The organism is Kocuria turfanensis (assembly GCF_001580365.1).
Lineage (GTDB): Bacteria > Actinomycetota > Actinomycetes > Actinomycetales > Micrococcaceae > Kocuria > Kocuria turfanensis.
Map to the genome: position 1 here is coordinate 2,771,278 of NZ_CP014480.1, position 26,076 is coordinate 2,797,353.

The 26,076-nt window shown below is 74.2% G+C and carries 26 protein-coding genes; 17 read left to right on the top strand and 9 right to left on the bottom strand.

The annotated features are described in order from the left end of the window. Positions 1 to 102: 102 nt before the first annotated feature. Positions 103 to 360, bottom strand: coding sequence for a DUF6480 family protein (locus AYX06_RS12720; protein WP_062736083.1), 258 nt, complete (start codon positions 358 to 360; stop codon positions 103 to 105). A 273-nt stretch (positions 361 to 633) separates the two neighbouring features. Between AYX06_RS12720 and AYX06_RS12725 the strand changes: the two genes are divergently transcribed. From AYX06_RS12725 to AYX06_RS12740, 4 genes are all read left to right on the top strand, one after another. After that, on the top strand, positions 634 to 2,319 hold the full coding sequence (locus tag AYX06_RS12725) for an ABC transporter substrate-binding protein (RefSeq protein WP_062736084.1): 1,686 nt from the start codon (positions 634 to 636) through the stop codon (positions 2,317 to 2,319). A 94-nt stretch (positions 2,320 to 2,413) separates the two neighbouring features. After that, the gene (locus AYX06_RS12730) at positions 2,414 to 3,418 is read left to right on the top strand and encodes an ABC transporter permease (RefSeq protein WP_062736085.1); all 1,005 of its coding nucleotides are present in this window, start codon (positions 2,414 to 2,416) and stop codon (positions 3,416 to 3,418) included. Beyond that, on the top strand, positions 3,415 to 4,377 hold the full coding sequence (locus AYX06_RS12735) for an ABC transporter permease (RefSeq protein ID WP_062736086.1): 963 nt from the start codon (positions 3,415 to 3,417) through the stop codon (positions 4,375 to 4,377). The genes AYX06_RS12730 and AYX06_RS12735 overlap by 4 nt, the downstream gene beginning before the upstream one ends. A 13-nt stretch (positions 4,378 to 4,390) precedes the next feature. After that, positions 4,391 to 6,151 (top strand): dipeptide ABC transporter ATP-binding protein, encoded by a 1,761-nt coding sequence (locus tag AYX06_RS12740; protein WP_062736087.1) that lies wholly within the window; start codon positions 4,391 to 4,393, stop codon positions 6,149 to 6,151. A gap of 96 nt (positions 6,152 to 6,247) precedes the next feature. On the opposite strand, the gene AYX06_RS12745 is transcribed toward AYX06_RS12740, so the two are convergent. Then, positions 6,248 to 6,619: a fluoride efflux transporter FluC gene (locus tag AYX06_RS12745; protein WP_084271615.1), complete on the bottom strand. Its 372-nt coding sequence runs from the start codon at positions 6,617 to 6,619 to the stop codon at positions 6,248 to 6,250. Then, positions 6,616 to 7,026, bottom strand: coding sequence for a fluoride efflux transporter FluC (locus tag AYX06_RS12750; RefSeq protein WP_062736088.1), 411 nt, complete (start codon positions 7,024 to 7,026; stop codon positions 6,616 to 6,618). Before AYX06_RS12750 ends, AYX06_RS12745 begins: the two co-directional genes overlap by 4 nt. Positions 7,027 to 7,119: 93 nt before the next feature. On the opposite strand from AYX06_RS12750, the gene AYX06_RS12755 reads away from it, so the two are divergent. Next, the gene (locus AYX06_RS12755) at positions 7,120 to 8,187 is read left to right on the top strand and encodes an FUSC family protein (RefSeq protein ID WP_186815649.1); all 1,068 of its coding nucleotides are present in this window, start codon (positions 7,120 to 7,122) and stop codon (positions 8,185 to 8,187) included. Positions 8,188 to 8,261: 74 nt separating this feature from the next. After that, positions 8,262 to 8,672 carry a cupin domain-containing protein gene (locus AYX06_RS12760; RefSeq protein ID WP_062736090.1) on the top strand — a complete coding sequence of 137 codons (411 nt, stop codon included), beginning with the start codon at positions 8,262 to 8,264 and terminating at the stop codon, positions 8,670 to 8,672. A gap of 100 nt (positions 8,673 to 8,772) precedes the next feature. On the opposite strand, the gene AYX06_RS12765 is transcribed toward AYX06_RS12760, so the two are convergent. The 4 genes from AYX06_RS12765 to AYX06_RS12780 all read right to left on the bottom strand — a co-directional run bounded on the left by AYX06_RS12765 (position 8,773) and on the right by AYX06_RS12780 (position 13,127). Beyond that, positions 8,773 to 9,579: a hypothetical protein gene (locus AYX06_RS12765; protein WP_062736091.1), complete on the bottom strand. Its 807-nt coding sequence runs from the start codon at positions 9,577 to 9,579 to the stop codon at positions 8,773 to 8,775. A 305-nt stretch (positions 9,580 to 9,884) separates the two neighbouring features. Continuing rightward, on the bottom strand, positions 9,885 to 11,087 hold the full coding sequence (locus AYX06_RS12770; protein ID WP_062737053.1) for a glycosyltransferase family 4 protein: 1,203 nt from the start codon (positions 11,085 to 11,087) through the stop codon (positions 9,885 to 9,887). 8 nt (positions 11,088 to 11,095) lie between these two features. Further along, the gene (locus AYX06_RS12775; protein WP_062736092.1) at positions 11,096 to 12,310 is read right to left on the bottom strand and encodes an NAD-dependent epimerase/dehydratase family protein; all 1,215 of its coding nucleotides are present in this window, start codon (positions 12,308 to 12,310) and stop codon (positions 11,096 to 11,098) included. A gap of 49 nt (positions 12,311 to 12,359) precedes the next feature. Beyond that, positions 12,360 to 13,127: a methyltransferase domain-containing protein gene (locus AYX06_RS12780; RefSeq protein ID WP_062736093.1), complete on the bottom strand. Its 768-nt coding sequence runs from the start codon at positions 13,125 to 13,127 to the stop codon at positions 12,360 to 12,362. 123 nt (positions 13,128 to 13,250) lie between these two features. On the opposite strand from AYX06_RS12780, the gene AYX06_RS12785 reads away from it, so the two are divergent. The 7 genes from AYX06_RS12785 (at position 13,251) to AYX06_RS12815 (ending at position 18,672) form a co-directional block, all read left to right on the top strand. Beyond that, a complete protein-coding gene (locus tag AYX06_RS12785) occupies positions 13,251 to 13,637 on the top strand; it encodes a hypothetical protein (RefSeq protein WP_232319310.1) in 387 nt (128 codons plus the stop codon). A 25-nt stretch (positions 13,638 to 13,662) separates the two neighbouring features. After that, entirely contained in the window at positions 13,663 to 14,454 is a 792-nt protein-coding gene (locus AYX06_RS12790; RefSeq protein ID WP_062736094.1) for a nitroreductase family protein, read from the top strand. A 79-nt stretch (positions 14,455 to 14,533) separates the two neighbouring features. Further along, complete coding sequence (locus AYX06_RS12795) at positions 14,534 to 15,505, top strand: GNAT family N-acetyltransferase (protein ID WP_062736095.1); 972 nt, start codon at positions 14,534 to 14,536, stop codon at positions 15,503 to 15,505. A 67-nt stretch (positions 15,506 to 15,572) separates the two neighbouring features. Then, positions 15,573 to 15,938, top strand: a complete 366-nt coding sequence (locus tag AYX06_RS12800; protein ID WP_062736096.1) for a PadR family transcriptional regulator — start codon at positions 15,573 to 15,575, stop codon at positions 15,936 to 15,938. Next, entirely contained in the window at positions 15,935 to 16,990 is a 1,056-nt protein-coding gene (locus AYX06_RS12805) for a permease prefix domain 1-containing protein (protein ID WP_062736097.1), read from the top strand. Before AYX06_RS12800 ends, AYX06_RS12805 begins: the two co-directional genes overlap by 4 nt. Positions 16,991 to 17,252: 262 nt before the next feature. Next, positions 17,253 to 17,738 carry an Lrp/AsnC family transcriptional regulator gene (locus AYX06_RS12810; RefSeq protein WP_062737055.1) on the top strand — a complete coding sequence of 162 codons (486 nt, stop codon included), beginning with the start codon at positions 17,253 to 17,255 and terminating at the stop codon, positions 17,736 to 17,738. A 100-nt stretch (positions 17,739 to 17,838) separates the two neighbouring features. Then, complete coding sequence (locus AYX06_RS12815) at positions 17,839 to 18,672, top strand: SRPBCC family protein (protein ID WP_062736098.1); 834 nt, start codon at positions 17,839 to 17,841, stop codon at positions 18,670 to 18,672. Positions 18,673 to 18,760: 88 nt separating this feature from the next. Here AYX06_RS12815 and ilvD read toward each other — a convergent pair whose 3' ends face one another. Then, positions 18,761 to 20,452 carry a dihydroxy-acid dehydratase gene (gene ilvD, locus AYX06_RS12820; protein WP_062736099.1) on the bottom strand — a complete coding sequence of 564 codons (1,692 nt, stop codon included), beginning with the start codon at positions 20,450 to 20,452 and terminating at the stop codon, positions 18,761 to 18,763. Between the two features lie 201 nt (positions 20,453 to 20,653). Here ilvD and AYX06_RS12825 point away from each other — a divergent pair, with 201 nt between their 5' ends. Continuing rightward, complete coding sequence (locus AYX06_RS12825) at positions 20,654 to 21,556, top strand: SDR family oxidoreductase (protein WP_062736100.1); 903 nt, start codon at positions 20,654 to 20,656, stop codon at positions 21,554 to 21,556. A gap of 37 nt (positions 21,557 to 21,593) precedes the next feature. Then, on the top strand, positions 21,594 to 22,016 hold the full coding sequence (locus AYX06_RS12830; RefSeq protein WP_062736101.1) for a ChaB family protein: 423 nt from the start codon (positions 21,594 to 21,596) through the stop codon (positions 22,014 to 22,016). Positions 22,017 to 22,033: 17 nt separating this feature from the next. Here AYX06_RS12830 and AYX06_RS12835 read toward each other — a convergent pair whose 3' ends face one another. Continuing rightward, positions 22,034 to 22,786 (bottom strand): TSUP family transporter, encoded by a 753-nt coding sequence (locus tag AYX06_RS12835; RefSeq protein ID WP_062736102.1) that lies wholly within the window; start codon positions 22,784 to 22,786, stop codon positions 22,034 to 22,036. Between the two features lie 125 nt (positions 22,787 to 22,911). Here AYX06_RS12835 and AYX06_RS12840 point away from each other — a divergent pair, with 125 nt between their 5' ends. Beyond that, positions 22,912 to 24,375 (top strand): aldehyde dehydrogenase family protein, encoded by a 1,464-nt coding sequence (locus tag AYX06_RS12840; RefSeq protein WP_062736103.1) that lies wholly within the window; start codon positions 22,912 to 22,914, stop codon positions 24,373 to 24,375. Positions 24,376 to 24,421: 46 nt separating this feature from the next. Continuing rightward, positions 24,422 to 26,074 (top strand): RecQ family ATP-dependent DNA helicase, encoded by a 1,653-nt coding sequence (locus AYX06_RS12845; RefSeq protein WP_062736104.1) that lies wholly within the window; start codon positions 24,422 to 24,424, stop codon positions 26,072 to 26,074. Positions 26,075 to 26,076: the final 2 nt, after the last annotated feature.

Sequence of the window (26,076 nt, forward strand, 5' to 3'; positions counted from 1 at the left end):
CGCTCCGCCGGCCCGGGCCGCGGCCCAGGAGTGACGGCTCAGGTGCTGCCGCGCAGGGCCTGCCGCCGACGTCCTGCGGCCCGGGGACCGGGTGCCGCCGGCTCAGAACAGGCCGACGACGGCGCCCACGAACCACAGCACGGCGAACAGCAGCACCAGGCCCAGGATGGCGGCGATCGCGATCTTGCCCTTCGCGGAGTCCCCGGGGTGGTCCACGTCCAGGTCAGGGTTGTCGGGCCCGACGCCCACGCCGGCGTCGGGAGGGGTGTCGCCGGCGATGCTGCGGCCGGACTCCTCGTTCAAGGCCTCCCGGGCTTTCTCCGGGTCGTTGCGCGCCTGCTCGGGATTGATGTCGGCCACGGGGCCCTGCTTTCTCCGGTCGGTCCTGCTCGGGTGTCTTCCCCAGCAGACTAGCAAGCCTGCTGGCGGTATGGGTGGGGGGAGGGCGGCGGATCGGGGACGTGAGGTCCCGGAAACATGCGCGCCATGTGCGTGTGGAAAGAATTGGCTGCTACTCGTGGTATCACTTGTACCGTGTGGTACCCGTCACACCTGTCGGCAGCCCGGGGACCACGTCCCTGCTCCACGACCCCGGAGCGGGGCCTGCCACCTGCCCTTCCGAGGAGTCCGTTCATGTCCACGCCATTCCGTCCGGGGCGCGCCCGCCGCGCCCTCGCCGTCACGTCCCTGGCCGCCGCGGCCTCCCTGGCGCTCACCGGCTGCCTCGCCTCGGACCGGGAGGAGGGCGGGTCCGGGGAGGCCGCAGCCGGCGACGTCGACGGCACGTTCGTCTTCGCGGCGTCGTCCGACCCCAAGTCCCTGGACCCCGCGTTCGCCCAGGACGGCGAGTCCTTCCGCGTCTCGCGCCAGATCTTCGAGGGGCTCGTGGGCGTGCAGGAGGGCTCGGCGGAGCCGGAGCCGCTGCTGGCGGAGTCCTGGGAGCAGTCCGAGGACGGCCGGACCTACACGTTCCAGCTCAAGGACGGCGTCACCTTCCACGACGGCACGACGTTCGACGCGGAGGCGGTCTGCGCGAACTTCGACCGGTGGTACAACTTCGAGGGCCTGCTGCAGTCCGAGAACATGGCCTACTACTACGGCTCGCTGTTCAAGGGCTTCGCGGACTCCCCGGAGGAGGCCATCTACGCCGGGTGCGAGGCCACCGGTGCGCAGGAGGCCGAGGTCTCGCTGAACAAGCCGTTCGCCGGCTTCATCGCCGCCCTGTCCCTGCCGGCCTTCGCGATGCAGTCCCCCACGGCGCTCGAGGAGTACGGCGCGGACACCGCCGGCGGCACCGCGGAGTCCCCGGAGCTCTCCGAGTACGCGCAGGGCCACCCCGTGGGCACCGGCCCGTTCCGGTTCGAGTCCTGGGACGTGGGCAACCAGGTGGTCCTGTCCGCCTACGAGGACTACTGGGGCGAGCAGGGCCAGGTCACCGACGTGATCTTCCGGATCATCGACGACCCGCAGGCGCGCCGCCAGGCCCTCGAGTCCGGCAGCGTGGACGGCTACGACCTCGTGGCGCCGGCCGACACCCAGGCGCTGAAGGACGGGGGCTACAACGTGGTCACCCGTGATCCGTTCACCATCCTGTACCTCGGCTTCAACCAGGCCCAGGAGGAGCTCGCGGACCCCAACGTCCGCCAGGCCATCGCCCACGCGATCGACAAGGAGGCCCTGGTCTCCCAGACGCTGCCCGAGGGCACCACCGTGGCCACGCAGTTCATCCCGGAGTCCGTCAACGGCTACAACGAGGACGTCACCCAGTACGAGCACGACCCGGAGAAGGCCCGCCAGCTGCTCGAGGAGGCCGGCTACGCGGACGGCCTCGAGCTGGACTTCAGCTACCCCACGGGCGTCTCGCGGCCCTACATGCCGAACCCGGAGCAGACGTTCACCACGCTCACCGCGCAGCTGGAGGAGGTGGGCATCACCGTCAACCCGCAGCCGGACAAGTGGTCCCCGGACTACCTGGACCGGGTCAACGGCACCTCCGACCACGATCTGCACCTGCTGGGCTGGACCGGTGACTACAACGACACCGACAACTTCGTGGGCGTGTTCTTCGGCCAGGAGAAGCCCGAGTTCGGCTTCGACGACCCGGAGCTGTTCCAGGCGCTGGCCGACGCCCGCGAGCTGACCAGCGTCGAGGAGCAGACCCCGGTCTACGAGGAGATCAACGACCAGATCATGCAGAAGCTGCCGGCCGTGCCCCTCGCCAACCCGGCGCCGTCGCTCGCCTTCGACGCCCGCGTGGAGTCCTACCCGGTGAGCCCGGTCAACGACGAGGTCTTCAACCGGATCCAGCTCAGCGAGTGAGCCCCGGGCCCGGGGGCGGCGCACACGCCGCCCCCGGACCGCCCCGTCTCCCGACGGTCTTCCCCCCTGCCCCTCTCCGTCCGGAAGGACCGGAATGCTCCGAGTCATCGGCAAGCGGCTCGCCCTGCTGATCCCCACCCTCCTCGGCCTGTCGATCCTGCTCTTCGCCTGGGTCCGGGCCCTCCCCGGGGGGCCCGCCACGGCCCTGCTGGGGGACAAGGCCACCCCCGAGGCCGTGGCCCGCATCAACGAGGTCTACGGCTTCGACCGGCCCCTGGCCGAGCAGTACTTCGTCTACATGGGCCAGCTCCTCCGGGGGGACTTCGGCGCCTCCATCGTGACCGGCCGGCCCGTGGTCGAGGAGTTCCTCACCCGCTTCCCGGCCACCCTGGAGCTCGCCCTCGTGGCGCTGGTCTTCGCGGTGGGCGTGGGCGTCCCGCTCGGCTACGTGGCCGCCCGCCACCGCGGCCGGCCCCTCGACCACTCCTCCGTGGTGCTGTCCCTGCTGGGGATCACCGTGCCCGTCTTCTTCCTGGCGTTCATCCTCAAGTGGCTGCTCGCCATCAAGGTGCCGCTCTTCCCGGCGGACGGGCGCCAGGACCCGCGCATCGACGCGACGCACTACACCAACTTCTTCGTCCTCGACGGTCTGCTCACCGGGGAGTGGGACGCCGCGTGGGACGCGTTCCTGCACCTGATCCTGCCCGGAGTGGCCCTGGGCACGATCCCGCTGGCGATCATCGTGCGCATCACCCGCGCCTCGGTGCTGGAGGTGCAGAGCGCCGACTACGTGCGCACCGCCCGCGCCAAGGGACTGACGCGCAGCCTGATCCGCGGCCGCTACATCCTGCGCAACGCCATGCTGCCCGTGATCACGACCATCGGCCTGCAGACCGGCCTGCTGATCTCCGGGGCGGTGCTGACCGAGACCGTGTTCGCGTTCAACGGCATCGGCCGGTTCCTGCGGGACGCGATCTTCAACCTGGACTACCCCGTCCTGCAGGGCTTCATCATCTTCATCGCCCTGGCCTACTCCCTGATCAACCTGCTGGTGGACATCTCCTACAGCCTCATCGACCCCCGGGTGCGTGTTCAATGAGTGCCACACTTCCCCCCGCCCCCTCCGGGCCCGCGCACACCGAGGGCCCCGAGTCCGTCGCGGTCGTGCCGGGCACCGTCGAGCAGACCGGCACGAGCCTGTGGAAGGACGCCTTCCGGCGGCTGCGCCGCAACCCCGCGGCCATCGCCGGGGCCGTGATCGTGGGCGTGTTCCTGCTCGTCGCCCTCCTCGCCCCGTGGCTCGCCCCGTTCGGCGGCGAGGAGCTGCCCGGGCGCACCGAGATCACCCCCACCGGGATCCCCGGCCCCGGCGACGTCGAGGGCTACCCGCTGGGCCTGGACCGCTTCGGCGGGGACCTGCTGTCCAAGCTGATCTGGGGTGCCCGCGCCTCCCTGGTCATCGGCGTGGTCTCCACCGCGCTGGGACTGGCCGGCGGCATGCTGCTCGGGCTGCTGGCGGGCGGCTTCGGCGGCTGGGTGGACAGCGTCATCATGCGCTTCGTCGACATCCTGCTCTCCGTGCCCAACCTGCTCCTCGCGGTGTCCATCGCCGCGATCATGGGCCAGAGCCAGTGGGCCGTGATGATCGCGATCGGCGCCTCGCAGGTGCCCATCTTCGCCCGGCTGCTGCGCTCCTCGATGCTCTCCCAGAAGGGGGCGGACTACGTCCTGGCGGCCCAGACCCTGGGGCTGTCCCGGAGCACCATCACCATGAGCCACCTGCTGCCCAACAGCACCGGGCCGGTCATCGTGCAGGGCACCCTGACCCTGGCCACCGCGGTGATCGACGCGGCCGCCCTGTCCTTCCTGGGGCTGGGCGGCGGCGTGCCGCAGACGGCGGAGTGGGGCCGGATGCTGACCTACGCCCAGGCCGAGCTGGCGATCGCCCCGCAGCTGGCGTTCCTGCCCGGGCTGTGCATCGCCGTCACCGCCCTGGGCTTCACCCTGCTGGGGGAGTCCCTGCGGGAGTCCCTCGACCCCAAGTCCCGAACCGCGTGAGGTGCACCCAGCGATGAGCGCAGAGAACCCCTTCCCCCGGGCCGACGCCCCCCTGCTCCAGGTCGAGGACCTCGCCGTAACCTTCACGACGATGAACGGGCCGGTCCAGGCCGTCCACGAGGCGTCCCTGACCCTGCGCCAGGGCCGCACCCTCGCCATCGTGGGGGAGTCCGGCTCGGGCAAGTCCACCACGGCGATGTCGGTGATCGGCCTGCTGCCCGGCAACGGCCGGGTCACCGGCGGGTCCGTGCGGTTCGCCGGGCAGGAGCTCGTGGGCCTCGACGAGTCCCGGATGCGGGCCGTCCGCGGCCGCCAGATCGGCCTGGTGCCGCAGGACCCCATGTCCAACCTCAACCCCGTGACCACGGTGGGGCAGCAGGTCGCCGAGACGCTGCTCGTGCACGGCCTGGCCACCCGCAAGGACGTGCACGAGCACGTGGTCGCGGCCCTGGCGGCCGCCGGCCTGCCCGAGCCCGAGCGCCGCGCCGCCCAGTACCCGCACGAGTTCTCCGGCGGCATGCGCCAGCGCGCCCTCATCGCGATCGGGCTCGCCTGCCGGCCGCGGCTGCTCATCGCCGACGAGCCGACCTCCGCCCTGGACGTCACCGTGCAGCGCACCATCCTGGACCAGATCGAGCGGATGACCGAGGAGATCGGCACGTCCGTGCTGCTCATCACCCACGACCTCGGTCTGGCCGCCGAGCGCGCCCAGGACATCGTGGTGATGCACCGGGGCCGGATCGTGGAGGCCGGTCCGTCCGCGCAGGTGCTGGAGGACCCGCAGCACGAGTACACGCGCCGGCTCGTGCAGGCGGCGCCCTCGGTGGCGGCGGCCCGCGTCGGCGTGCCCGCCGGAGTGGAGCCGGCGGCGGGCCCGCTCGGGAGCCCGGCCGCCGTCCCGGCGCAGGGCGCGACGGCCGATCCCGCCGCGGCCCCCTCGGCCCCCGTCCCCGGGACCGACCACGCGTCCGGCCCCGGGTCCGCCAGGGAGCCGCTCGTGGTGATCGAGGACCTCACGAAGGTCTTCAAGGGGCGGCTGGGACAGCCCGACTTCACGGCGGTGCGCGACGTCTCGCTCACCGTGCCCCGGGGCAGGACCGTGGCGATCGTGGGGGAGTCCGGGTCGGGCAAGACGACGACGGCGCGGATGCTGCTGAAGCTCTACGAGCCCACCTCCGGGTCGATCCGGTTCGACGGCCAGGACGTGACGGGTCTGCGCGGCAAGGAGCTGGCGGCGTTCCGGCAGCGCGTGCAGCCGATCTTCCAGGACCCCTACTCGTCCCTGAACCCCATGTTCACCATCGGGCGGATCGTCGAGGAGCCGCTGTCCACCTACGGCCGCGGTGACCGGGGCGAGCGGCGGGACCGGGTGAAGTGGCTGCTCGAGGAGGTGGCCCTGCCGCCCTCGACGGTCAACCGCTATCCCAACGAGCTCTCGGGCGGCCAGCGCCAGCGCGTGGCGATCGCGCGGGCCCTGGCGCTGCAGCCGGAGCTCATCGTGTGCGACGAGCCGGTGTCCGCGCTCGACGTGCTCGTGCAGAAGCAGATCCTGGACCTGCTCGGCCGGCTGCAGGAGGAGTTCGGGCTGTCCTACCTGTTCATCTCCCACGACCTCGCGGTGGTCCGGCTCATCTCCGACGAGGTGTGCGTGATGAAGGACGGCGAGCTCGTGGAGGCGGCCGCGAGCGAGGAGATCTTCACGAACCCGCGCCATCCCTACACCCGGAGGCTGTTGGCCTCCATCCCGGGCAACGAGCTGCGCGTCCAGGCCTGAGCCCCGGGCCCGCGCTGTGGCCCCGCCGCTGCGTGGGTGATCCTCTGCGCCGGGGACGACGCCGGGGGTGCCCGCGGCCGGCGCGCGGGGCGGTGCTCAGAACAGCGGGGCGGCCGCGGCCAGCCCGGCGAGCACGGCGAGCACGGTGAGCGCGGCGGTCCCCACGGCGTTGAGCACCGCGGCCCGCACCTGCCCGTCCCGGGCCAGCCGCACGGTGTCGGCCATCGCGGTGGAGAAGGTGGTGTAGCCGCCGCAGAAGCCGGTGACGGCCGCGGTGACGGCGGGACCACCCAGGACCCCGGCCAGCGCGGCACCGGTGAGCACCCCGGCGAGGAAGGACCCCGTCACGTTGACGGTCACCGTGCCGACCGGCAAGGACGTCGCCGTCCGCTGCCGCACCAGTCCGTCGACGACGAACCGGGCCATCGCCCCGGCCCCGCCGAGGAGGCAGATCAGCAGGGCGGTCACGCGGGCCGTCCCCGGGCGGCGAGCAGGGCACCGGCCAGGCAGGCGGTGGAGCCGCCGGCCAGGGAGAGCCCCACGTAGGCCAGCGCCTGGCCGGGCGCCCCGGCCGAGAGCATCCGCTGCACCTCGAGGGCCAGGGAGGAGAACGTCGTGAACCCGCCCAGGAACCCGGTCCCGGCGCCCAGGCGCAGCAGCAGCCTGCGGGGGGTCTCCTCGCCGCGCAGCAGGAGGGCCTCCAGGAGCATCCCCAGCAGGAAGGCCCCGAGCAGGTTCACCGCCAGCGTGGCCACCGGCCAGCCGGACACCGCCGGCAGCACCACCGCGACCCCGTGGCGGGCACCGGTCCCGAGGGCGCCGCCCAGGCCCACGGCGAGGACCAGCAGCAGGCGTCGGTGCGGCGGTCGGCTCATGGGGGTCTCCTCGTGGTCGGGCGCCTCGCGAGGCTCCCGAGGGGATCCGGGAGGGCGGCTCCATCTTAATGACCAATCCGTAGGATGTCCGGGGTGCACACGATACGCGGCGCCAGGATCCTGCTCGCTCTCAAGACGTCCCTGGCGGTGGCCCTCTCCTGGGTCGTGGCCCAGCGGATGCCGGGGGTGATCGACCAGTACCCCTACTACGCGCCCCTCGGGGCGATCTCGGCGATGTACCCCACCGTGTTCGGCTCGGTGCGCGCGGGTCTGCAGACGGTGGCCGGCATCGCCCTCGGGATCGTCCTCGCGGCCGGGGTGCTGCTGGTCGGCGACCCGAACCTGGTGACGGTCGCCGTGGCGGTGGGCATCGGCGTGCTGCTGGCCGGGATCCGCCGGCTCGGGGCCGGGGCGGAGTACGTGCCCGTGGGGGCGCTGTTCGTGCTGATCATCGGCGGCCAGGACGCCGAGGGCTTCTCCGCCGGCTTCCTGGTGCAGATGTCCGTGGGGGTCGCCATCGGCCTGCTCGTCAACGCGCTGGTGTTCCCGCCGCTGGACTTCCGCACCGCCCGCCTGCAGCTGGACCGGCTGCAGGGCGTCGTCGTGGACTACCTCGAGGACGCCGCCGGGGAGCTGGCCGAACCCGGGACCACCGCCGGGCGGGACTGGCAGGAGCGCAACCACTCGCTGGTGCGGATCACGGCCGAGGTCCGCGAGGCGGTCGACGAGTCCGCGCAGAGCGCCCGCGGCAACCCCCGCGTGATCCTGCGCCGCGGGCGGCGGGCGGACCCGGGGTACGCCTCAATGCTCCAGCTCGAGAGCGTGGTCTTCCACCTCCGGGGTTTCACGGACGCGCTGCGCGAGCTCTACGACCACAAGGGGCACGACTGGGTGATCCCCGCGGCCCTGAGCAGCCGGCTCGCCGAGGCGGCGCAGTCCTCCGCCGACGGCGTGCGGGCGTGGGCCGCGGGGGAGGACCCGGCGGAGGCCGCCGAGCGGGTCCGCTCCCTGGTGGGGCGGCTCAGCGCCGAGCTCACGGACCCCTCGGGGCACGAAGGGCGTCTGGTGATCACCGCGGCCCACGACCTCGCCCGGCTCGTGGCCGTGCTGGATCCCCCCACCGCACCCACCCAGGGCAGCAGTGCGGTGACCCGCGGCTGACCCCCTCCGGGCGCCCGCGCACGGCTCCGGCGCGGGTCCTGGCAGCAGCGGGCCCGGCAGGCTTTACTGGGATCATGACGGACGACGACGAGGCGAGCGGCCGGACGGCCGAGGGGTCCTTCGTGCTGCGCGAGACCGACCTCCCGGCCGACGGGTGGGACGACGCGCGGGGACGGCTCCGCTGGCGGACGCTGTTCTCCGCCGGGTCGACCCCCACGCGGAGCATGGTCACGGGGGTCGCGGAGCTTCCCGAGGGGGGTTTCCTGGCCCTGCACCGCCACGACCAGGCCGAGACCTACTACGTCCTGTCCGGGCGCGGCGTCGTGGTGCTGGAAGGGACCGAGCACGAGGTCGGCCCGGGCTCGACGGTCTTCGTGCCGGGCCGGGCCGAGCACGGCGCGCGCAACACCGGGGACGAGCCGCTGCGGGTCCACTACGTGCTGGACGCGGACGACTTCGCCGAGGTCGAGTACGAGTTCTCCTGACCGGCTGACCGGCTGACCGGCTGACCGGGTCCGGTCCGGCCGCCCCGAGGGCCTGCGCGGGCTCGAGGGCCTGCGCGGGCCCGCGGGGCGGCCGCGCGGCTCAGGCCCGGCCGCGCCGGCGCAGCCGCAGCACGGCGGCCGCCGACAGCGCCGCCCCGGCGGCGAACAGGCCGGCCAGCAGGCCCGTGCCCGGTCCCTCGGCCGGCTCCGCGGCCGCGGTCTGCATGTTGAGCCCCGGGTTGACGGCCACCGGAGCGGCCTCGGCGGGGGCCTGCACCACGGGGGCCTGCACCACGGGAGCCTCCACCACGGGGGCGGCCTCCACCGGGGCGACGGGTGCCGGGGCCACGGGGGCGCCGACGGGGAGCTGGCCGAACTCGCCCTCGCAGGCCACGACGGCCTGCTCGAGCAGCACGAGGAGCTGGTCGACGGTCGCCTCGTCGAGCACCAGCTCCGCCAGGAGCGCGTCGAACGCCGCGCCCGTCTCGGTGACCGCCGCCTCGAGGGCGGCGGGGTCCACGGTGCCGAGGGCGGCGGCCAGCGCCGCGTCCAGCTCGGCGACCGTGGCCTCGGCCTGGGCCAGGGCCACCGGGTCGCCGGACTCCTGGGCCGCCGCCAGCGCCGCCGCGGCGGCCTGGAGCTCGGCCAGGCTCGGACCGCCCGCGGTCACCACCAGCGCGGTGTACTGCGCCTCGGCGGTGGCCACGGCGTCCGCGGTCCGGTCGAGGGACATGATGGCGTCGGGGGTGATGCCGGCGCCGGCCAGCGCGGCGTCGAACTGGCTCGTGGCCTGCAGGCAGGCGGCGTCGCCGGGTGCGGCGACGGCGGCCGGGGCGCCCAGGACCAGGCCCCCCACCAGCATCGTGGCCGCGGACCCCGCGGCGGCCCAGGTCTTGGCAGCGGTCATGTCGTGTGTCTCCTGAATCCGGTCGTGGCCCCGGGCCGGTCCCGCGGCCTGCAGCGCGCGGCGGGACCCCTCCGGCGTCACCCGTCCGCGCGCGGTGGCGGAGGCGACAGGAGACGTCGTGCTGCTGGTCGCGCGGCGGCGCGGAAGGGCCCCGTCGAGCGGCGGGGCGCCTGGGCGGCGGCCGAAGGACTGCTGTGCCGTCAAACTACGTGCCGGTAGCACTCATTGGCAATAGTGAACGATCCGGTCGCCGGGGAGGCCGCCGGTGCCACGGGCGGGCCGCGGCACCGGCCGCGGCCGGGTCGTCAGGACCGCGTCCGGGACCGGGCCCGTGTCCGGGCTCCCCGGGACACGGCCGCGGTGACGGCGCGGCCGGGCCGCTCCCGGCGGGTCCCGTGCCGCTGGACCGCCAGGCCGTAGAAGCCCACGAGCGCCTCGGTCGCGGCCCGCCAGTCGTGCCCCTCGGCGTCGGCCCGGCCGGCCGCGCCCATGCGGGCGCGCAGGGCGTCGTCGCCGAGCAGCCGGGCGAGGTGCGCGGTGAGCTCGTCGGCGCTGCCGGGCGCGGCGAGCAGACCCGTGCGCCCGTCGGCGACCGCGAACGGGATGCCGCCGGCCCGGGCGCCGACCACCGGCACCCCGCTGGCCAGGGACTCCAGGGCCACCAGGCCGAGGGTCTCGGTGGTGGACGGGAACGCGAACACGTCCGCGGAGGCGTAGGCGGCGGCGAGCTCCTCCCCGGCCAGCGGCCCGACGAAGGTCGTCGGCGTGCCGGCGAAGCGCCGCTCGAGCTCGGCCCGGTGCGGGCCCGTGCCCACCACGGCGAGCCGGGTGCCCGGCAGCCGCCGGATCGGCTCGAGCAGGGCCTCGAGGTTCTTCTCCTTGGACAGCCGCCCCACGGAGAGCACCAGCCGCTCCTCCGGGTGCCCGCCGGTGAGGCGCCGGCGCACGGCGGGGGAGGCCTTCGCTGGCGAGAAGAGCCGGGTGTCCACGCCCTTGGGCCACAGCGCCAGGTCCCGCACGCCCATCCCGGCGGCCCGCTCGAGCATCGGCCCGGAGGTGCACAGGTTGACCTGGGCCAGGTTGTGCGTGGCGCGGATCCACCGCTCCACGCCCCCGCGCAGGGGCCCGAGGCCGAGGGCGCTCATGTACTGCGGCACGTCGGTGTGGAAGGAGGCCAGCAGCGGCAGGTCCCGCCGCCGGGCCGAGAGGGTGCCCCAGGCGCCGAACCACACCGGGTTGACCGCGTGCACCACGTCCGGGCGGAACGCCGTCACGGCGCGCTCGGCCGCCGGGGTGGGCAGCCCGCCCCGGATGTCCGGGTACCAGGGGAAGGTGACGGACCGGGCCCGGGCCACCCGGTGCGCCCCGTACGCCCCGGGCGGCCGCCCCGGGGTGAGCACCAGGACCTCGTGGCCGAGGTCGCCGAGCTCGTCGAGGGTGCGCAGCAGCCGGGTCACCACCCCGTCGACGTTGGGCAGGAAGACGTCCGTGAACAGCGCGATCCGCATCCGCCGGCTCAGGCGCCCACCGGTGCCGGGCGGGACGCCGAGGCGGGGATCCCCGGCCGGCGCCGCCCGTTCCACACGGAGGTGGCCGGGATCCGGGAGAGGTCCACGCGGTGCGCCCAGCGCTCGGCCGTCTGCTCGACCTCCAGGAGCAGGCCCTCCGAGAGGGTGGTGGGCTGCAGGCCCAGGTCCAGGAAGGCCTCGTTGACCACGTGCAGGTCGTTCTCCGCGGACTCCTGGCGGGGGTTGGGCACCGTCTCGACCTGCGCGCCGGTCAGCTCGGAGACCAGCCGGGCGAGGTCGCGGACCCGGTGGGTCTCGGTCATCTGGTTGAAGATCTTCACCCGCTCCCCGGCCGCCGGAGGGTGGCTCAGGGCCAGCTCGACGCACCGGACCATGTCCTGGATGTGGATGAACGCCCGGGTCTGCCCCCCGGTGCCGTGCACCGTCAGCGGATGGCCGACCGCCGCCTGGACGAGGAACCGGTTGAGCACGGTGCCGTAGTCGCCGTCGTAGTCGAAGCGGTTGACCAGCCGCGCGTCCAGCGACGTCTCCACGGTGCTGGTGCCCCAGATGATGCCCTGGTGCAGGTCGGTGATCCGCAGCCCGTCGTTCTTGGCGTAGAACGCGAACATGGTCTGGTCCAGCACCTTGGTCATGTGGTACAGGGAGCCGGGGTTCGAGGGGTAGAGGATCTCCTGGGGGACGCTGCCGTGCGGGCCCGGGACCTCCACGTCCAGGTAGCCCTCGGGGATCCGCATCCCGGCGGTGCCGTACCCGTAGACGCCCATGGTGCCCAGGTGCACCAGGTGCACGTCCAGGCCGGACTCCACGATCGCGCACAGCACGTTGTGCGTGGCGTTGACGTTGTTGTCCACCGTGTACCGCTTCGTCCGGGGGGTCTTCATGGAGAAGGGCGCGGCCCGCTGCTCCGCGAAGTGCACCACGGCGTCCGGGCGCTCGGTGCGCAGCAGCCCGAGGAACTGCGCGTAGTCCTGGGCCAGGTCGAGCTGCGCGGCGTCGATCCTCCGGCCGGTGACCTCCGCCCACGCCGCGCGGCGCTCGTCGAGGTCCCGGATGGGGGTCAGCGACTCGGTGCCGAGGTCGGCGTCGATGGCACGGCGGGAGAAGTTGTCGACGACGAGCACGTCGTGGCCCCGGGCCGACAGGTGCAGGGCGGCGGGCCAGCCGCAGAAGCCGTCGCCTCCGAGGATCGCGATCTTCACGTGGTCTCCGTTCCCGGGCCGGTCCGGCCCGCTCGTCCGATCGTCGCTGTCAGCCTGGGCCACGCGGCTGAACCGGAAGTGAACGCACGCGCACCAGCTGCTGGTACGCGAACGTGCCCGGGCGGACCTCCCACCCCGGTCCGGCCAGCGCGCGCAGCTCGTCGGGGACGTAGGCCCGGCGCAGCGAGCGCAGCCCGTCGGTGCGCAGGAAGGAGCCCGGGGCCAGGGGCAGGACGCCGACCGAGTACAGCCGGTAGGCCGCCGGGCTGCGCACCAGGTCGTTGTGCACCACGAGGCGGCGGGCCAGCCGCTCCGAGTCCGCCACGAGACCCCGCACCTGCTCGGGGTCCAGGTGGTGGAGCAGGTGGTTGGAGACCACGACGTCGAAGGTCTCGCCCGCCGCGACGAGCTCCCGGCTGGTCGTGCGCCGGAAGACCGGGGGCGCCAGGTGCGGGCGCCGGGCCGACCAGCGGGCCGTGCGCCCCACCGCCCACTCGTGGGCGCGGGCGTCCGGGTCCACGCCCGTGACCCGCAGGTCGACGCCGTCGCGGTGCGCCCAGCGGGCCAGGGCCCGGGCGACGTCCCCGCCGCCGGAGCCCACGTCCAGGACGGTCAGGGGCCGGCCGGGGACGGCCAGCGGGCGGATCCGCCGCCGGTAGGTGGCCGACCACCCGGCGAGCAGGGAGTTGATCGCCTCGAAGCGAGCATAGGTGCGCCGCAGGGCGCCGAGGTCGCAGCCGGGGTCGTCCATGAGCTCCCGCAGGCCCGGGTCCCGCCGCGAGAGGTCGGGGCAGGGGCGGGGGGCGGGGCGGGGCATCTGTCCATTCTGGTGCGGCCCGGCACGTTTGGCCAAGGAGCGGCGCCGGCGAGCCCTGGCCCCGGCGTCACTAGACTGGGCCTCCCGTCCGGTGCCGGGCGGGGAGACCGGAAGGGGAGTCCCGTGGGAGACACCGTGCGCACCCCGGGCCCGCCGCCCGGGCCGTGGATCGGCCTCGCGAGCGCGTGCTGGGCGGCCAACGCCGCGCTGGGGGCGTCCGTGGGGGCCGGGCTCGTGCACACGGGCCGGTTCCGCTGGATCCACCATGCCCTCTACATCGCCACGACGACGACGACGGCCCTGGCCGCGCTCCTCGGTGCCGGCTCGTCCTCCGCCGCGCGGCGGGGGGCCGCCCGTGCGCTGGCGCCGGCGCTGCTGCCGCTGGCCGCTCTGCCGCACGTGGGCACCCCCGCCCAGGGCCACCCGCGCCGGCACGCCGTGGCCGCGCTGTCCGCGGCGCCGTTCTACGCCACCGCCCTGATCCGAGCCCGCGCCGACCGCGCGCGCTGACCGCACCGACCGAACCGGAGAGCACATGGAGTTCCTCGACGTCGTCTTCAACCGCCGCACCACCAACGGTCCGTTCCTGCCGGACCCGGTGTCCCCGGAGCACCAGCGGCTGCTGCTGCGCACCGCCGCGGCGGCGCCCTCCCAGTTCAACAGCCAGCCGTGGCGCTTCGTGCTGATCGAGGACCGGGGCACCATCGACCGGATCGCCGGGATCAGCGCCGAGTCCATGACCCAGGTGATGGCGGAGGGGACGTTCTTCGACCGGTACAAGCGCTACTTCCGCTTCAGCAAGCAGGAGATGGAGGAGCAGCGCTTCGGGATGCTCTTCGACAAGCTGCCCGCCGTGCTGCGCCCGTTCACCAAGAAGGCGTTCACCCCGGGCGGGCAGGCCATGATGAACCGGCTGCGGGTGCCGCAGACGCTGGGCTCGGAGAACCACAAGCTCGTCGCCGGGGCGCCGCTGCTGCTGGGCGTGATGCTCGACCGCCGCGAGTACCGGCCCGGGGAGCTCTCCGGGTTCTACTCGCTGTTCTCGATGGGCGCGGCGATGGAGAACCTCTGGCTGACCACGGTGGAGCTGGGCATGGGCATCCAGTTCATCTCCTTCCCCATGGAGGCCCCGGCCCGGTGGGCCGAGATCGTGGAGCTGCTGGAGGTGCCCGAGGACCTCGAGCTCATGGCCGTCTACCGCCTCGGCTACGTGCCGGAGGCGCACCGCCGGCCCGCGATCGACTGGTCCTCCCGCGAGCGGCGGCGGATCTCCCAGTACGTCTACCGGGAGTCCTGCGCCACCCCGCAGGAGGGCTGGGACGACTGAGCGCCGCCGCGGCGCGGCACGGCCCCGCCGCGCACCGGATGCGCCCCGGACGGGCGGCGGATCGGCTAGCGTCCGTGCTGTGACCCGCCGCACGGACCTGAGCTTCCGCCCGCTGACCCTCCAGGACACGCCCGCGTGGTCCGCGCTGATCCACGCGCTGGCCGCGGCGGACGGCACCGGGGAGACCTACGAGCCCGACGACCTGGCCGAGGAGCTCGTCCAGGCCGGCGCGGACGCCTCCGCGGACACCTGTGGGGTCTGGGACGGCCGCACCCTCGTGGCCTACGGGCAGGTGCACGTGAGCACGGCCCGGACCGCCGAGGGCCTGGCCCGCGCGCACCTCGGCGGCGGGGTGCACCCGCGGTGGCGCGGCCGGGGCATCGCCACCGCGCTGTTCGAGCGCATGGAGGCCCGCGCCCTGCGGACCGCCGGCCGGCGCCACCCGGGTGCCGCCGTGCAGCTGTCCGCCTCGGGCGGGGTCGACGGCGCGGACGCCCGGGCCTTCCTCGCCGGGCGCGGCTACGCCCCGGCGCGGTGGTTCACCGACATGGCCCGCCCGCTGCCCGGCCCGCCCCTCGGCCCGGCCCTCGGTCCGGCCGGCGGGCGCGTGGAGCCGTACGAGGACACCATGGCCGAGGAGCTGCGGCTGGCGCACAACGACGCCTTCTCGACCCACTGGGGCTCGACGGCGCGCTCGCCGGAGGTTTGGGCGGACCTGGTGGGCGCCCGCAGCGCCCGCACGGACCTGTGGCGGGTGGTCCGGGAGCCCGGCGGCCGGATCCTGGCCTACTGCTCCGTGAGCCAGTGGCGCGAGGGCGCCCTCTACGTCGACCGCGTGGGCACGCGACAGGAGGCCCGCGGCCGTGGACTGGCGCGGGCGGTGCTGCTCGGCACGGTGGCCGCCGCCGCGGCGGACGGCGCGTGGACCACGATGGAGCTGACCGTGGACGCGGCGAACCCCACGCGCGCCGACGCGCTCTACCGCTCCGTGGGCTTCGTCCCCGTCCGGACCCAGGCCGCGTTCACCCACACCGTGCCGCCCGGGGCCTGAGCACGTCCGGACGGCCGGGGCCTCGGCGCCTCTTCCAATAGTGTGTGCCACACAGTATTGTGTAACCATGGAGGAGGACCCGGGGGACCAGCTCGTCGCCGCGCACCAGCAGGAGCTGCGCCGCGGCACCGTGGTCCTGGCCTGTCTGCTCGTCCTGGACGAGCCCCGCTACGGCTACGCCCTGCTCCGCACGCTGGCCGACGCCGGGCTCGACGTCGAGGCCAACACCCTCTACCCGCTCCTGCGCCGCCTCGAGGCCCAGGGCCTGCTCGAGAGCGACTGGAACACCGAGGAGTCCCGGCCCCGCAAGTTCTACCGGATCACCGGGTCCGGCGCGCGGGTCCGGGACGCCCTCGAGGCCGAGCGGCTCCGGCTGCACGCCGCGCTCGCGGCCCTGTCCCGCCCGTCCCGTCCCGAGGACCGATCGCCATGACCTCCACCGCCGCCCCTGCCGCCACCCCGGCCACCGAGAGCTACCTCCACGAGGTCTCCCGCCGCCTGCCGCCCCGGGCCCGGGAAGACGTGACCCGCGAGCTGCGCGGCACCGTCGCCGACATGGTCGACGACGGCGTGGCGCGCGGGCTCGCCCCGGAGGAGGCCGAGCGGCGGGCCCTCGAGGAGCTCGGCGACCCGGCCCGGCTGGCCGAGGACTACGCGCCCGGCCCGCAGCACCTGATCGGCCCCGCCCACTACCAGGACTTCCTGCAGCTGCTGCGGATCCTCGTGCCCGTCCTGGCCGGGGTGTTCGGCGGGCTCACCCTGCTGGGCCGGCTCTTCGGGGAGGCGGGCCGGGAGGACCTGGTCGTCTACCTCGTGCTCTCGATCGCGCCCGCACTCGGGGCGGCGCTGCAGGGGGCGCTGATGGGGGCGGGCATCGCCGTCGTCGTCTACGCGGTCGTGGAGCGCACCGAGCGCACCGAGCGCACCGAGCGCACCGAGCGCACCGAGCGGACCGGGGTGGCCGATGCCGGCGCGCCGGCGCCCGCGACCGAGCCCGCCCGGCGTTGGACGATCGAGCAGCTGCCGCCGCCGCGCCCCGCGCGGGACACGACGGTCGGGGAGCTGGTCTGGTCCACCCTCGCCCTGGGGCTGGCCTTCGCCGCGCCCTTCCTGCTCTCGCGCCCGCTGCTGCGGGAGGGCCCGCTCGCCGGCGAGCCCCTGCTCGACCCCGCCGTGTGGACGCCGTGGGTGCCGCTCTACCTCGGGCTCGTGGTGCTGGCCTGGGGTTGGGAGCTGCTGCGCTTCCTCCGCCGGCGCTGGTCCTGGGCGCTGTTTGCGATCAACGCGGTGCTGGACCTCGCCATGGCCGCGCTGCTCGTCACCGTGCTGCGCACCGAGTCGGTGGTGAACCCCGTCCTCCGGGAGCGCGGCTGGGTGGGCGACGAGTTCGCGCGGATCGGCGTCGCGGTCGTGGTGCTCATCACCGTCTGGGACCTCGTGGCGACGTTCCTCGCCTGCCGCCGGTCGGTGGCCGGGCGCCGCTGAGCGGTCCCGGGAGGTGCTCGGCCCGCGGGAGCTCCGGGGAGCTCCCGCGGGCCGGGAGGACCTGCCGCTGCGGGGTGGTGAGCGGTCCGGGCGCGAGGCGCTTTGTGGGCGGCCCGCGCCGGTCGGGTGCGCCGTCGCCGATCAGCTGGTGCACCGTGTGATCACCAGTTCACAATGCCTTCGACACCCTGCGCAAACGTCTAGTCTTGACTTGATCAGATCGATCAAGGATGGGTAGAGCAGAGGGGTGACGGTGGTCAGCATGACGAACTCCGGGGTCGGGGGCGCCGGACTGGACGCGACGGACCGGAGGATCCTGGCGGCCCTGGACGAGGATCCGCGCATGACCGTGCTCGCCCTGGCGCAGCGCACCGGGCTGGCGCGCGGCACCATCCACGCCCGGCTCGAGCGGTACCGGACCGGGGCCGCGCTGCGCCCGCACAGCACCCGGGTGACGCCCGCCGCGCTGGGCTACGGCCTGGCCGCCAGCGTGGCGGTGGAGCTGGACCAGCACCAGCTGGACCAGGCGATCGCCGGGCTGCAGGCCATTCCCCAGGTCATCGAGGTGTTCGCCCCGGCCGGGCAGACGGACCTGCTGTGCCGGGTGGTGGCGAGGGACCCCGAGGACCTCTACCGGGTCTCCGAGGAGATCCGGCTGTGCCCGGGGATCCTGCGGACCTCCACGAGCATGTTCCTGCGCACCGTCATCCCGTACCGGGTGGCGCCGCTGCTGGCGGAGGACCTCTGACCGCTGGCCATCGGCCGGACCGGGGAGGTACCGTAAGCACACTGGCGAATTCGCAGGAGTCCGCCACCCCTGACCGACGAGACAGATCGAAGGAGATGCCATGAGCACCAAGGTCGAGAAAACCGTTGTGGTCGACGTGCCCCTGAGCACGGTGTACAACCAGTGGACGCAGTTCGAGGACTTCCCCCAGTTCATGAACGGCGTCAAGAGCGTCCGCCAGCTGAGCGACTCCCGGCTCGAGTGGGTCGCCGAGATCGGCGGCGTCCGCCGCCAGTGGGAGGCGCGGATCGTGGACCAGGTCCCGGACAGCCGCGTCTCCTGGGCCGCCACCGAGGGAGCCACCAACGCCGGCACCGTGATGTTCCACGAGGCCGGCAACGGCCGGACCGAGGTGCACCTCGTCCTGGAGTACGAGCCCGAGGGCCTCGTGGAGAAGGTCGGGGACAAGCTGAACGTGGTGGAGAACCAGGCCGAGGGCGACCTGGAGCGGTTCAAGAAGTTCATCGAGGACGAGGGCTACGCCACCGGGGCGTGGCGCGGCTCGGTCAACGAGGGCGCCCCCGTCGGGACCCCCGGCGTCGAGGCCGCCGCCGCCTCCCGCGGTGACGACGGCAAGGCCGGGATCTCCGGCAAGGTGGTCGCCGCGGGCGTCGCCGCCGCCGGTGTGGCCGCCGCCGGTGCCGCCGCGGCCGCGAAGAAGAAGGACTCCGACGAGGACGCGGAGCCGGTCACCTTCGAGGCCGAGACCCCCACGGCCCCCACGGTCACGCCGGTGGCCCCCGAGACGGCCGTGCCGGGCGAGGTCCCCCCGGTCACGCCCACGGGTCCCGCGCTGACCGACCCCGCGCTGACCGATCCCGCCGTGGACGCGGACGTGGACGTCGACCCCGCCTCCGGGCGCATCGACGGCCGTCCCGCCGGCGGCGCGGTCTAGGACCCGCAGCCGGCACGCACCGGGCCCCCGACCGCACCGCGGTCGGGGGCCTGGTGCGTGCCGGCCACCGCCGGATCGCACGGCGGACTCAGCCGGTGACCGCCCCGACCGAGGCCGAGCGCACCAGCTTGGCGTACTTGCCCAGCACCCCGCCCTCGAACTGCGGGGGCAGCGGGGCCCATCCGCTGCGGCGCCGGGCCAGCTCCTCCTCGTCCACCTGCAGGTCGAGGCGGCGGGTGGTGAGGTCCACCCGGATCCGGTCGCCGTCGCGCACGAGGGCGATCGGTCCGCCGTCGACCGCCTCCGGCGCGATGTGGCCGATGCACAGGCCGGTGGTCCCGCCGGAGAAGCGGCCGTCCGTGAGCAGCAGGACGTCCTTGCCCAGGCCCGCCCCCTTGATCGCGCCGGTGATGGCCAGCATCTCGCGCATCCCGGGCCCGCCCTTGGGTCCCTCGTAGCGGATGACCAGCACGTCCCCGGCGGTGATCCGTCCCGCCTCCAGGGCGTCCATCGCCGGCTGCTCGCGCTCGAACACCCGGGCGGGGCCCTCGAAGGTCTCGGCGTCGAACCCGGCCGACTTCACCACGGCCCCCTCCGGGGCCAGGGACCCGTGCAGGATCGTGATCCCGCCGGTGCGGTGGATCGGGTCGTCGAGCGTGCGGATGACCTTCCCGTCCACCGGGTCGGGGTCGATCACGGCGAGGTTCTCGGCGAGCGTCCGCCCGGTGACGGTGAGGACGCCGCCGTGCAGCAGCCCGGCGTCGAGCAGGGCCTTCATGACCACCGGGATGCCGCCGTGGCGGTCGACGTCGTTCATCACGTAGCGGCCGAACGGCTTGACGTCGGCCAGGTGCGGGACGCGGTCGCCGATCCGGTCGAAGTCCTCCAGGGACAGCTCGACCCCCGCCTCGTGCGCGATGGCGAGCAGGTGCAGGACGGCGTTGGTGGACCCGCCGAGGGCCATGAGCACCGTGATCGCGTTCTCGAAGGCCTCCCGGGTGAGGATGTCCCGGGCGGTGATGCCCTGGCGGAGCATCTCGACGACGGCCTCCCCGGAGCGGTGGGCGAACTGGTCGCGCCGCCGGTCCGCCGAGGGCGGGGCGGCGGAGCCGGGCAGGCTCATCCCGAGGGCCTCGGCCACGGACGCCATCGTGTTGGCCGTGTACATCCCGCCGCAGGCGCCCTCGCCGGGGCAGATGGCCCGCTCGATCCGGTCCAGGTCCTGCCGGCCCATCAGCCCGGCCTTGCACGCGCCCACGGCCTCGAAGGCGTCGATCAGGGTGACGTCCTTCTCGGTCCCGTCCGTCAGCTTCACCCACCCCGGGGCGATGGTCCCGGCGTAGAGGAACACGGAGGCCAGGTCCAGGCGGGCGGCGGCCATCAGCATGCCGGGCAGGGACTTGTCGCAGCCGGCCAGCAGCACGGAGCCGTCGAGGCGCTCCGCCTGCATCACGGTCTCCACCGAGTCGGCGATGACCTCGCGGGAGACCAGCGAGAAGTGCATCCCCTGGTGGCCCATGGAGATCCCGTCCGAGACGGAGATCGTGCCGAACTGCAGCGGGTAGCCGCCGCCGGCGTGGACGCCCTCCTTGGCGCCCTGGGCGAGCCGGTCCAGGGACAGGTTGCAGGGGGTGATCTCGTTCCAGGAGCTGGCGATGCCCACCTGGGGCTTCTCCCAGTCGGCGTCTCCCATGCCCACGGCGCGGAGCATGCCGCGGCTGGCGGTGGCGTCGATGCCGTCGGTCACCTGACGGCTGCGGGGCTTGATGTCGGGGCTCATGCGGTCTCTCCCGGGTCGGCGGCGCACCGGGCGGTGCGCGGGGCAGGGCGTGCCGTGAACCTATCAACGGAACTCGCGGAGCGTCGAGGGACGTCCGGGCCCGGCGCGCAACTTTGTGGCCCCCGGGGGCAGACAACGCCGCCCGCGGCTCCTAGGGTGGGAGCAGATGAACCGTAAGCAGCCTGATCGAAGGAGCCCGACATGCCCGAAGGACCCGTCTCGCAGCACGCCCGGTCGATGGCCGACGACGAGGGCGGGATGCCCGAGCAGCAGCAGACCCCGCCGGGTCTGACCGCGGCCATGGACCCCGTGCCCGACCACGGGGAGTCCTCCTGGCAGGGCCGCGGCCGGCTCGAGGGGCTCAAGGCCCTGGTCACCGGCGGGGACTCCGGGATCGGCCGGGCCGTGGCCATCGCCTTCGCCCGGGAGGGCGCCGACGTCGCGATCAACTACCTGCCCGAGGAGCAGGAGGACGCCCAGGACGTCGTCGGGTGGATCGAGAAGGCCGGCCGCACGGCCGTCCTGGTGCCCGGGGACCTGCGCGAGGAGCGGAGCTGCCAGGAGATCGTGGACCGCGCGGTCGAGGGCCTCGGTGGGCTCAACGTCGTGGTGAACAACGCCGGGTACCACTGGGCCCGCGGCGAGTCCGGGCTGCAGGGGCTGCGCACGGAGGACCTGGAGCGCGCGGTGCGCACCAACCTCTACGGCACCCTGTGGATCAGCCGGGCGGCGCTGCCGCACCTGGGGCGCGGCGACAGCATCATCAACACCACGTCCGTGCAGGCCTACGACCCGTCCGCGACCATGATCGACTACGCCGCCACGAAGGCGGCCCTCAACAACGTCACCGCCAACCTCGCCGCCGACCTCGGCCCGGCGGGCATCCGGGTCAACGCCGTGGCCCCCGGTCCCGTCTGGACCCCGCTGCAGCCGGCCACCAAGGAGCCCGCAGCGGTGGCGCACATGGGCCGGGACACGCCCCTGGGGCGCATCGGGCAGCCGGCCGAGCTGGCCGGCGCCTACGTCTTCCTGGCCTGCCCGGCCGAGGCGAGCTACGTCAGCGGCACCGTCCTCGGCGTCACCGGGGGGCTGCCCGTCTTCTGAGCCGCGTCCCGACAACCCTCGACGGAAGGAGCATCCCGTGCCGAAGACCGGCAAGGACGACCACGCCAAGAAGTCCGAGCTGCCCTCCACCCTGCAGCGCTCGGGGCGGAAGGCCCAGGACACCTTCGCCAAGACCTACGACTCGGCGCTGGAGGAGTACGGCGACGAGGAGCGCGCGGCCCGCACCGCCTACAGCGCGCTCAAGCACACCCACGAGAAGGTCGGCGACCACTGGGAGGCCAAGGAGGAGTACGGTCCCTCCGACGAGCACGCCGCGGGCGGGCGGGACTCCGGGGCGCGGACCGCCGGGGGCGTGGACGCCAACGCCTCGAAGCAGCACCTCTACGAGGTGGCGAAGCGGCTCGGCGTGGAGGGCCGCTCCTACATGACCAAGAAGGAGCTGGTCGAGGCCATCCGGAAGGCCAACGACGCCGCGACCCGCCGGGCCCGCGGGGACTGAGCCGCCCGGCCCGGCGCTCACAGGACGCCGAGCAGCCCGCGCACCAGGGTCACCCCGCCGCCGAGGCCGGCGAGCACGAGGGCGGTGGTGCGCGCCGCGCTCAGCGGCACGCGGCGGGCGACGACGGCGCCGATCCGCACGCCCAGCACCACCGTGAGCACCACTCCGGGCGCCACCCACCACGGGGGCAGCCCGCCCGTCCCGGCGGCCCCGAGCAGCGTCTTGGTGAGCACGGACAGGGCGCCCATCGTCATGAACACCGGCTGCAGGGTCGCGGCGAAGGAGCGCTGCTCCCAGCGGGCCAGCCGGGCGTGGATGACCATCACCGGCCCGGCCACTCCGGCGGTGGTGTTGAAGAACCCGCCGATGGTGCCGGCGAGCACCGTCGGCAGCCGTCCCGGCCAGTCGGGCAGGCGGGGCAGGCCGAACATGGTGGTGAGGGCCAGCAGCACCACGCCGCCCACCACGACCTGCAGCCAGGCCGCCGGCAGCTCGCGGACCACGAGCGCGGCCGGCACGGCGCCCACGGCCGCGGCCGGGGCGATCAGCGCGAAGCGCCGCCAGTCGACGTGCTGCCACACCGAGAGCATGATGAGGAACCCGGAGACCGTCGTGGTCGCGTTGGTGACGAGCACCCCGGTGGCCGGCCCCAGCAGCAGCGCGAGGGTGGGGGCGACGACGAGCCCGACCCCGGTGCCCGAGACGCGCTGGAGCACCGAGCCCACGAGGATGGCGAGGGCGGCGACGACGACGAGTTCCACAGGCCCCATTCTGCGCCCCGACCGGGCCCGTTCCGTCCACCCGGCCGGTGTCGTTGGCGATCCCCCGGGTGGTAAGTAAGCTTGCGGTCATGCGAGGTCCCTCCCGGGGGACGACGTCCAGCGAAAGGTGCGCCATGAGCATCACCCGAGACCTGATCATCGACGGCGAGCACGTGCCCGCCCTCAGCGGCCGGACCGCCGAGGACATCAACCCCTACACGGGCGAGGTCTTCGCCACCGTCGCCGCCGGCGGCCCCGAGGACGTGACCCGCGCCGTCGACGCCGCGGCGTCGGCCGCGGAGGAGTGGGCCGGCACCACCCCCAGCGCCCGGCGGCGGATCTTCCTGCGCGCGGCCGACCTGCTCGAGGAGCGCATCGAGCAGGGCGCCGGGATCATGGCCCAGGAGGTCGGCGGCGTCCGCGGCTGGGCCGAGTTCAACACCCACCTGGCCGCCAACATCCTGCGCGAGGCCGCCGGGGCCACCACCCTGCCCCAGGGGGAGGTGCTCGCCACGGACATGCCGGGCGTGCGCTCGATGTCCGTGCGCCGGCCCTACGGGGTGGTCGCGGCGATCTCGCCCTGGAACGCCCCGTTCATCCTCGGCATGCGCTCCATCGCCGTGCCCCTGGCCGTGGGCAACACCGTGGTGCTGAAGCCCAGCGAGGACGCGCCCCTGGCGTGCGGGCTGTTCCTGGCCGACGCCCTGGTCGACGCCGGGCTGCCCGCCGGCGTGCTCAACGTGGTCACCAACGACCGCGCGGACGCCGCGGAGGTGGTCTCCGCGCTGATCTCCGACCAGCGGGTGCGGATCGTGAACTTCACCGGATCCACCGCCGTGGGCCGCACCATCGGCACCCTCGCCGCGCAGCACCTGAAGCCGGCGGTGCTCGAGCTCGGCGGGAAGAACAGCCTGGTGGTGCTCCGGGACGCGGACCTCGACTACGCCGTGGACGCCGCGGCCTTCGGCGCCTACATGAACGCCGGGCAGATCTGCATGTCGGTGGACCGGGTGCTCGTGGACCGCAGCATCGCGGAGGAGTTCACCGAGCGCTTCGCGCGCAAGGTGCGGGACCTGCCCACCGGCGACCCGGCCGACCCGGGCACCGTGATCGGTCCGGCCGTCAACGCCCGGTCGGCCGCACGGCAGTACGCGCTCATCGACGACGCCGTGGCCAAGGGCGCCGTGCTGCGGGCCGGCGGGCACCGGCTGGAGAACTCCCTGGTCCCCGCCACCGTCCTCACGGACGTGACCCCCGAGATGGACATCTTCCACGACGAGATCTTCGGCGCCGTCACCACCGTCTTCGAGGTGGACGGCCCGGACGAGGCCGTGGAGTTCGCCAACAACACCAACTACGGGCTCACGGCGGGTGTCATCACCGAGAACCTGGGCGAGGGCATCTCGGTGGCGCAGCGGCTGAAGACCGGCATCGTGCACGTCAACGACCAGTCCGTGTCCGACGAGCCGCAGGCGCCCTTCGGCGGGATCCAGGAGTCCGGGTACGGGAAGTTCGGCGGTCAGGCCGGCGTGGAGTCGTTCAGCGAGCGGCGGTGGATCACCGTCCAGGAGGAGGGCCACGCCCGGTTCCCGTTCTAGGCCCCGGCCCGCCGGCGGAACATCCGTGACACACCAGGAGGACAGCATGGACCGGACGGACGGGCAGCTGCGGGAGGTCGCCGCGTCCCGCTTCGGCATCGAGGAGTTCCGCGAGGGGCAGCTCGAGGCCATGGAGGCGGCGGCCGGGGGGCGGGACGTGCTGGCCGTGATGCCCACCGGCCACGGCAAGTCCGCGATCTACCAGGTGGTGGGCGCCGCCCTGCCCGGCACCGCTGTGGTGGTCTCCCCGCTGATCGCCCTGCAGCACGACCAGGTCGAGGCGATCAACGAGGACCTCGGCGCGGAGGCCGCCTTCGCGGTGAACTCCCGGGTCGGCGCCCGCCGCGAGCGCGCGGCGTGGGCGGCGGTGGAGGACGGGCAGGCGAAGTTCCTGTTCCTCGCCCCCGAGCAGCTGGCCCGCGAGGAGACCGTCGAGCGCCTCGCCGCGCACCGGCCGTCCCTGTTCGTGGTGGACGAGGCGCACTGCATCTCCTCGTGGGGCCACGACTTCCGCCCCGACTACCTCGTGCTCAGCGAGACCGTCGAGCGCCTGGGGCACCCGCCCGTGGTCGCGCTGACCGCCACCGCCTCCCCGCACACCCGTGCCGAGATCGTGGACCGGCTGGGCATGCGGGACCCGCTGGTGATCGTGCAGAGCTTCGACCGGCCCAACATCGAGCTGCGGGTGGTGCGCCACCACGAGGCCGCGGACAAGCGGCGGGCCCTGCTCCGGCAGGTCGAGGGCCTGGTCGGGCCGGGCCTGGTCTACGTGGCCACCCGCCGGGAGACGGAGGAGTACGCCGCCGAGCTGCGCGAGCGCGGGGTGCGCGCCGAGGCCTACCACGCCGGGCGCCGGCAGCCGGAGCGGGAGGACGTGCACGCCCGCTTCCTCGACAACGCGCTCGACGTCGTGGTGGCCACCACCGCGTTCGGGATGGGCATCGACAAGCCGGACGTGCGCTTCGTGGTGCACGCGGACATCCCCGACTCCCTGGACAGCTACTACCAGCAGATCGGGCGCGCCGGCCGGGACGGCGCGCCCGCCCTGGCCGAGCTGCACTACCGCTCCGAGGACCTGGGCCTGCAGCAGTACTTCGCCGGCGCCGCCCCGGACCCGGAGGACCTGGAGAAGGTCTTCCGGGCGGTCCGGCGCGAGGGCCCGGTCCGCGCGCGCGAGCTGCGCGAGCACACCGGCCTGGGCCCGCGCGCCCAGGCCCGGGCCCTGCACCTGCTGGAGCACAGCGGCGGCGTCCGGGCCCGGCGCCGGGGATACCGGGCCGCCCCCGGCGCCGAGGTCGGTCCCGCCGTGGCCGCCGCGCTCGAGGAGGCCGAGTCCCAGCACCGGATCGACCGGTCCCGGATCGACATGATGCGCGGCTACGCCGAGACCGACGGGTGCCGGCGGGACTGGCTGCTGAACTACTTCGGCGAGGAGACCGACGGGTGGTGCGGCAACTGCGACCAGTGCGAGGAGGAGGGCTCCGCGGCCGAGGCCGAGGAGCGGGCCGCCGCCACGCCGCACGGCTGGGAGATCCAGACCCCGGTCGCCCACCGGGAGTGGGGCCACGGGATCGTGATGGGCGCGGAGCCCGACCGGATCACGGTCCTGTTCGACTCGGTGGGCTACAAGGAGCTGTCCCTGCGGCTGATCGAGGAGCAGGACGGGCTGCTGGTGCACGAGCGGGCCGGGAGCGCGTAGCG

Bases quoted from the DNA above. Each gene is read 5' to 3' on its own strand.
- AYX06_RS12825 (WP_062736100.1), top strand. From the start codon at position 20,654: ATGCCCGAAGGACCCGTCTCGCAGCACGCCCGGTCGATGGCCGACGAC.
- AYX06_RS12810 (WP_062737055.1), top strand. From the start codon at position 17,253: ATGACGAACTCCGGGGTCGGGGGCGCCGGACTGGACGCGACGGACCGG.
- AYX06_RS12765 (WP_062736091.1), bottom strand. From the start codon at position 9,579: ATGACCGCTGCCAAGACCTGGGCCGCCGCGGGGTCCGCGGCCACGATG.
- AYX06_RS12750 (WP_062736088.1), bottom strand. From the start codon at position 7,026: ATGAGCCGACCGCCGCACCGACGCCTGCTGCTGGTCCTCGCCGTGGGC.
- AYX06_RS12735 (WP_062736086.1), top strand. From the start codon at position 3,415: ATGAGTGCCACACTTCCCCCCGCCCCCTCCGGGCCCGCGCACACCGAG.
- AYX06_RS12725 (WP_062736084.1), top strand. From the start codon at position 634: ATGTCCACGCCATTCCGTCCGGGGCGCGCCCGCCGCGCCCTCGCCGTC.
- AYX06_RS12805 (WP_062736097.1), top strand. From the start codon at position 15,935: ATGACCTCCACCGCCGCCCCTGCCGCCACCCCGGCCACCGAGAGCTAC.
- AYX06_RS12790 (WP_062736094.1), top strand. From the start codon at position 13,663: ATGGAGTTCCTCGACGTCGTCTTCAACCGCCGCACCACCAACGGTCCG.
- ilvD (WP_062736099.1), bottom strand. From the start codon at position 20,452: ATGAGCCCCGACATCAAGCCCCGCAGCCGTCAGGTGACCGACGGCATC.
- AYX06_RS12730 (WP_062736085.1), top strand. From the start codon at position 2,414: ATGCTCCGAGTCATCGGCAAGCGGCTCGCCCTGCTGATCCCCACCCTC.
- AYX06_RS12800 (WP_062736096.1), top strand. From the start codon at position 15,573: ATGGAGGAGGACCCGGGGGACCAGCTCGTCGCCGCGCACCAGCAGGAG.
- AYX06_RS12845 (WP_062736104.1), top strand. From the start codon at position 24,422: ATGGACCGGACGGACGGGCAGCTGCGGGAGGTCGCCGCGTCCCGCTTC.
- AYX06_RS12740 (WP_062736087.1), top strand. From the start codon at position 4,391: ATGAGCGCAGAGAACCCCTTCCCCCGGGCCGACGCCCCCCTGCTCCAG.
- AYX06_RS12780 (WP_062736093.1), bottom strand. From the start codon at position 13,127: ATGCCCCGCCCCGCCCCCCGCCCCTGCCCCGACCTCTCGCGGCGGGAC.
- AYX06_RS12770 (WP_062737053.1), bottom strand. From the start codon at position 11,087: ATGCGGATCGCGCTGTTCACGGACGTCTTCCTGCCCAACGTCGACGGG.
- AYX06_RS12840 (WP_062736103.1), top strand. From the start codon at position 22,912: ATGAGCATCACCCGAGACCTGATCATCGACGGCGAGCACGTGCCCGCC.
- AYX06_RS12815 (WP_062736098.1), top strand. From the start codon at position 17,839: ATGAGCACCAAGGTCGAGAAAACCGTTGTGGTCGACGTGCCCCTGAGC.
- AYX06_RS12835 (WP_062736102.1), bottom strand. From the start codon at position 22,786: ATGGGGCCTGTGGAACTCGTCGTCGTCGCCGCCCTCGCCATCCTCGTG.
- AYX06_RS12760 (WP_062736090.1), top strand. From the start codon at position 8,262: ATGACGGACGACGACGAGGCGAGCGGCCGGACGGCCGAGGGGTCCTTC.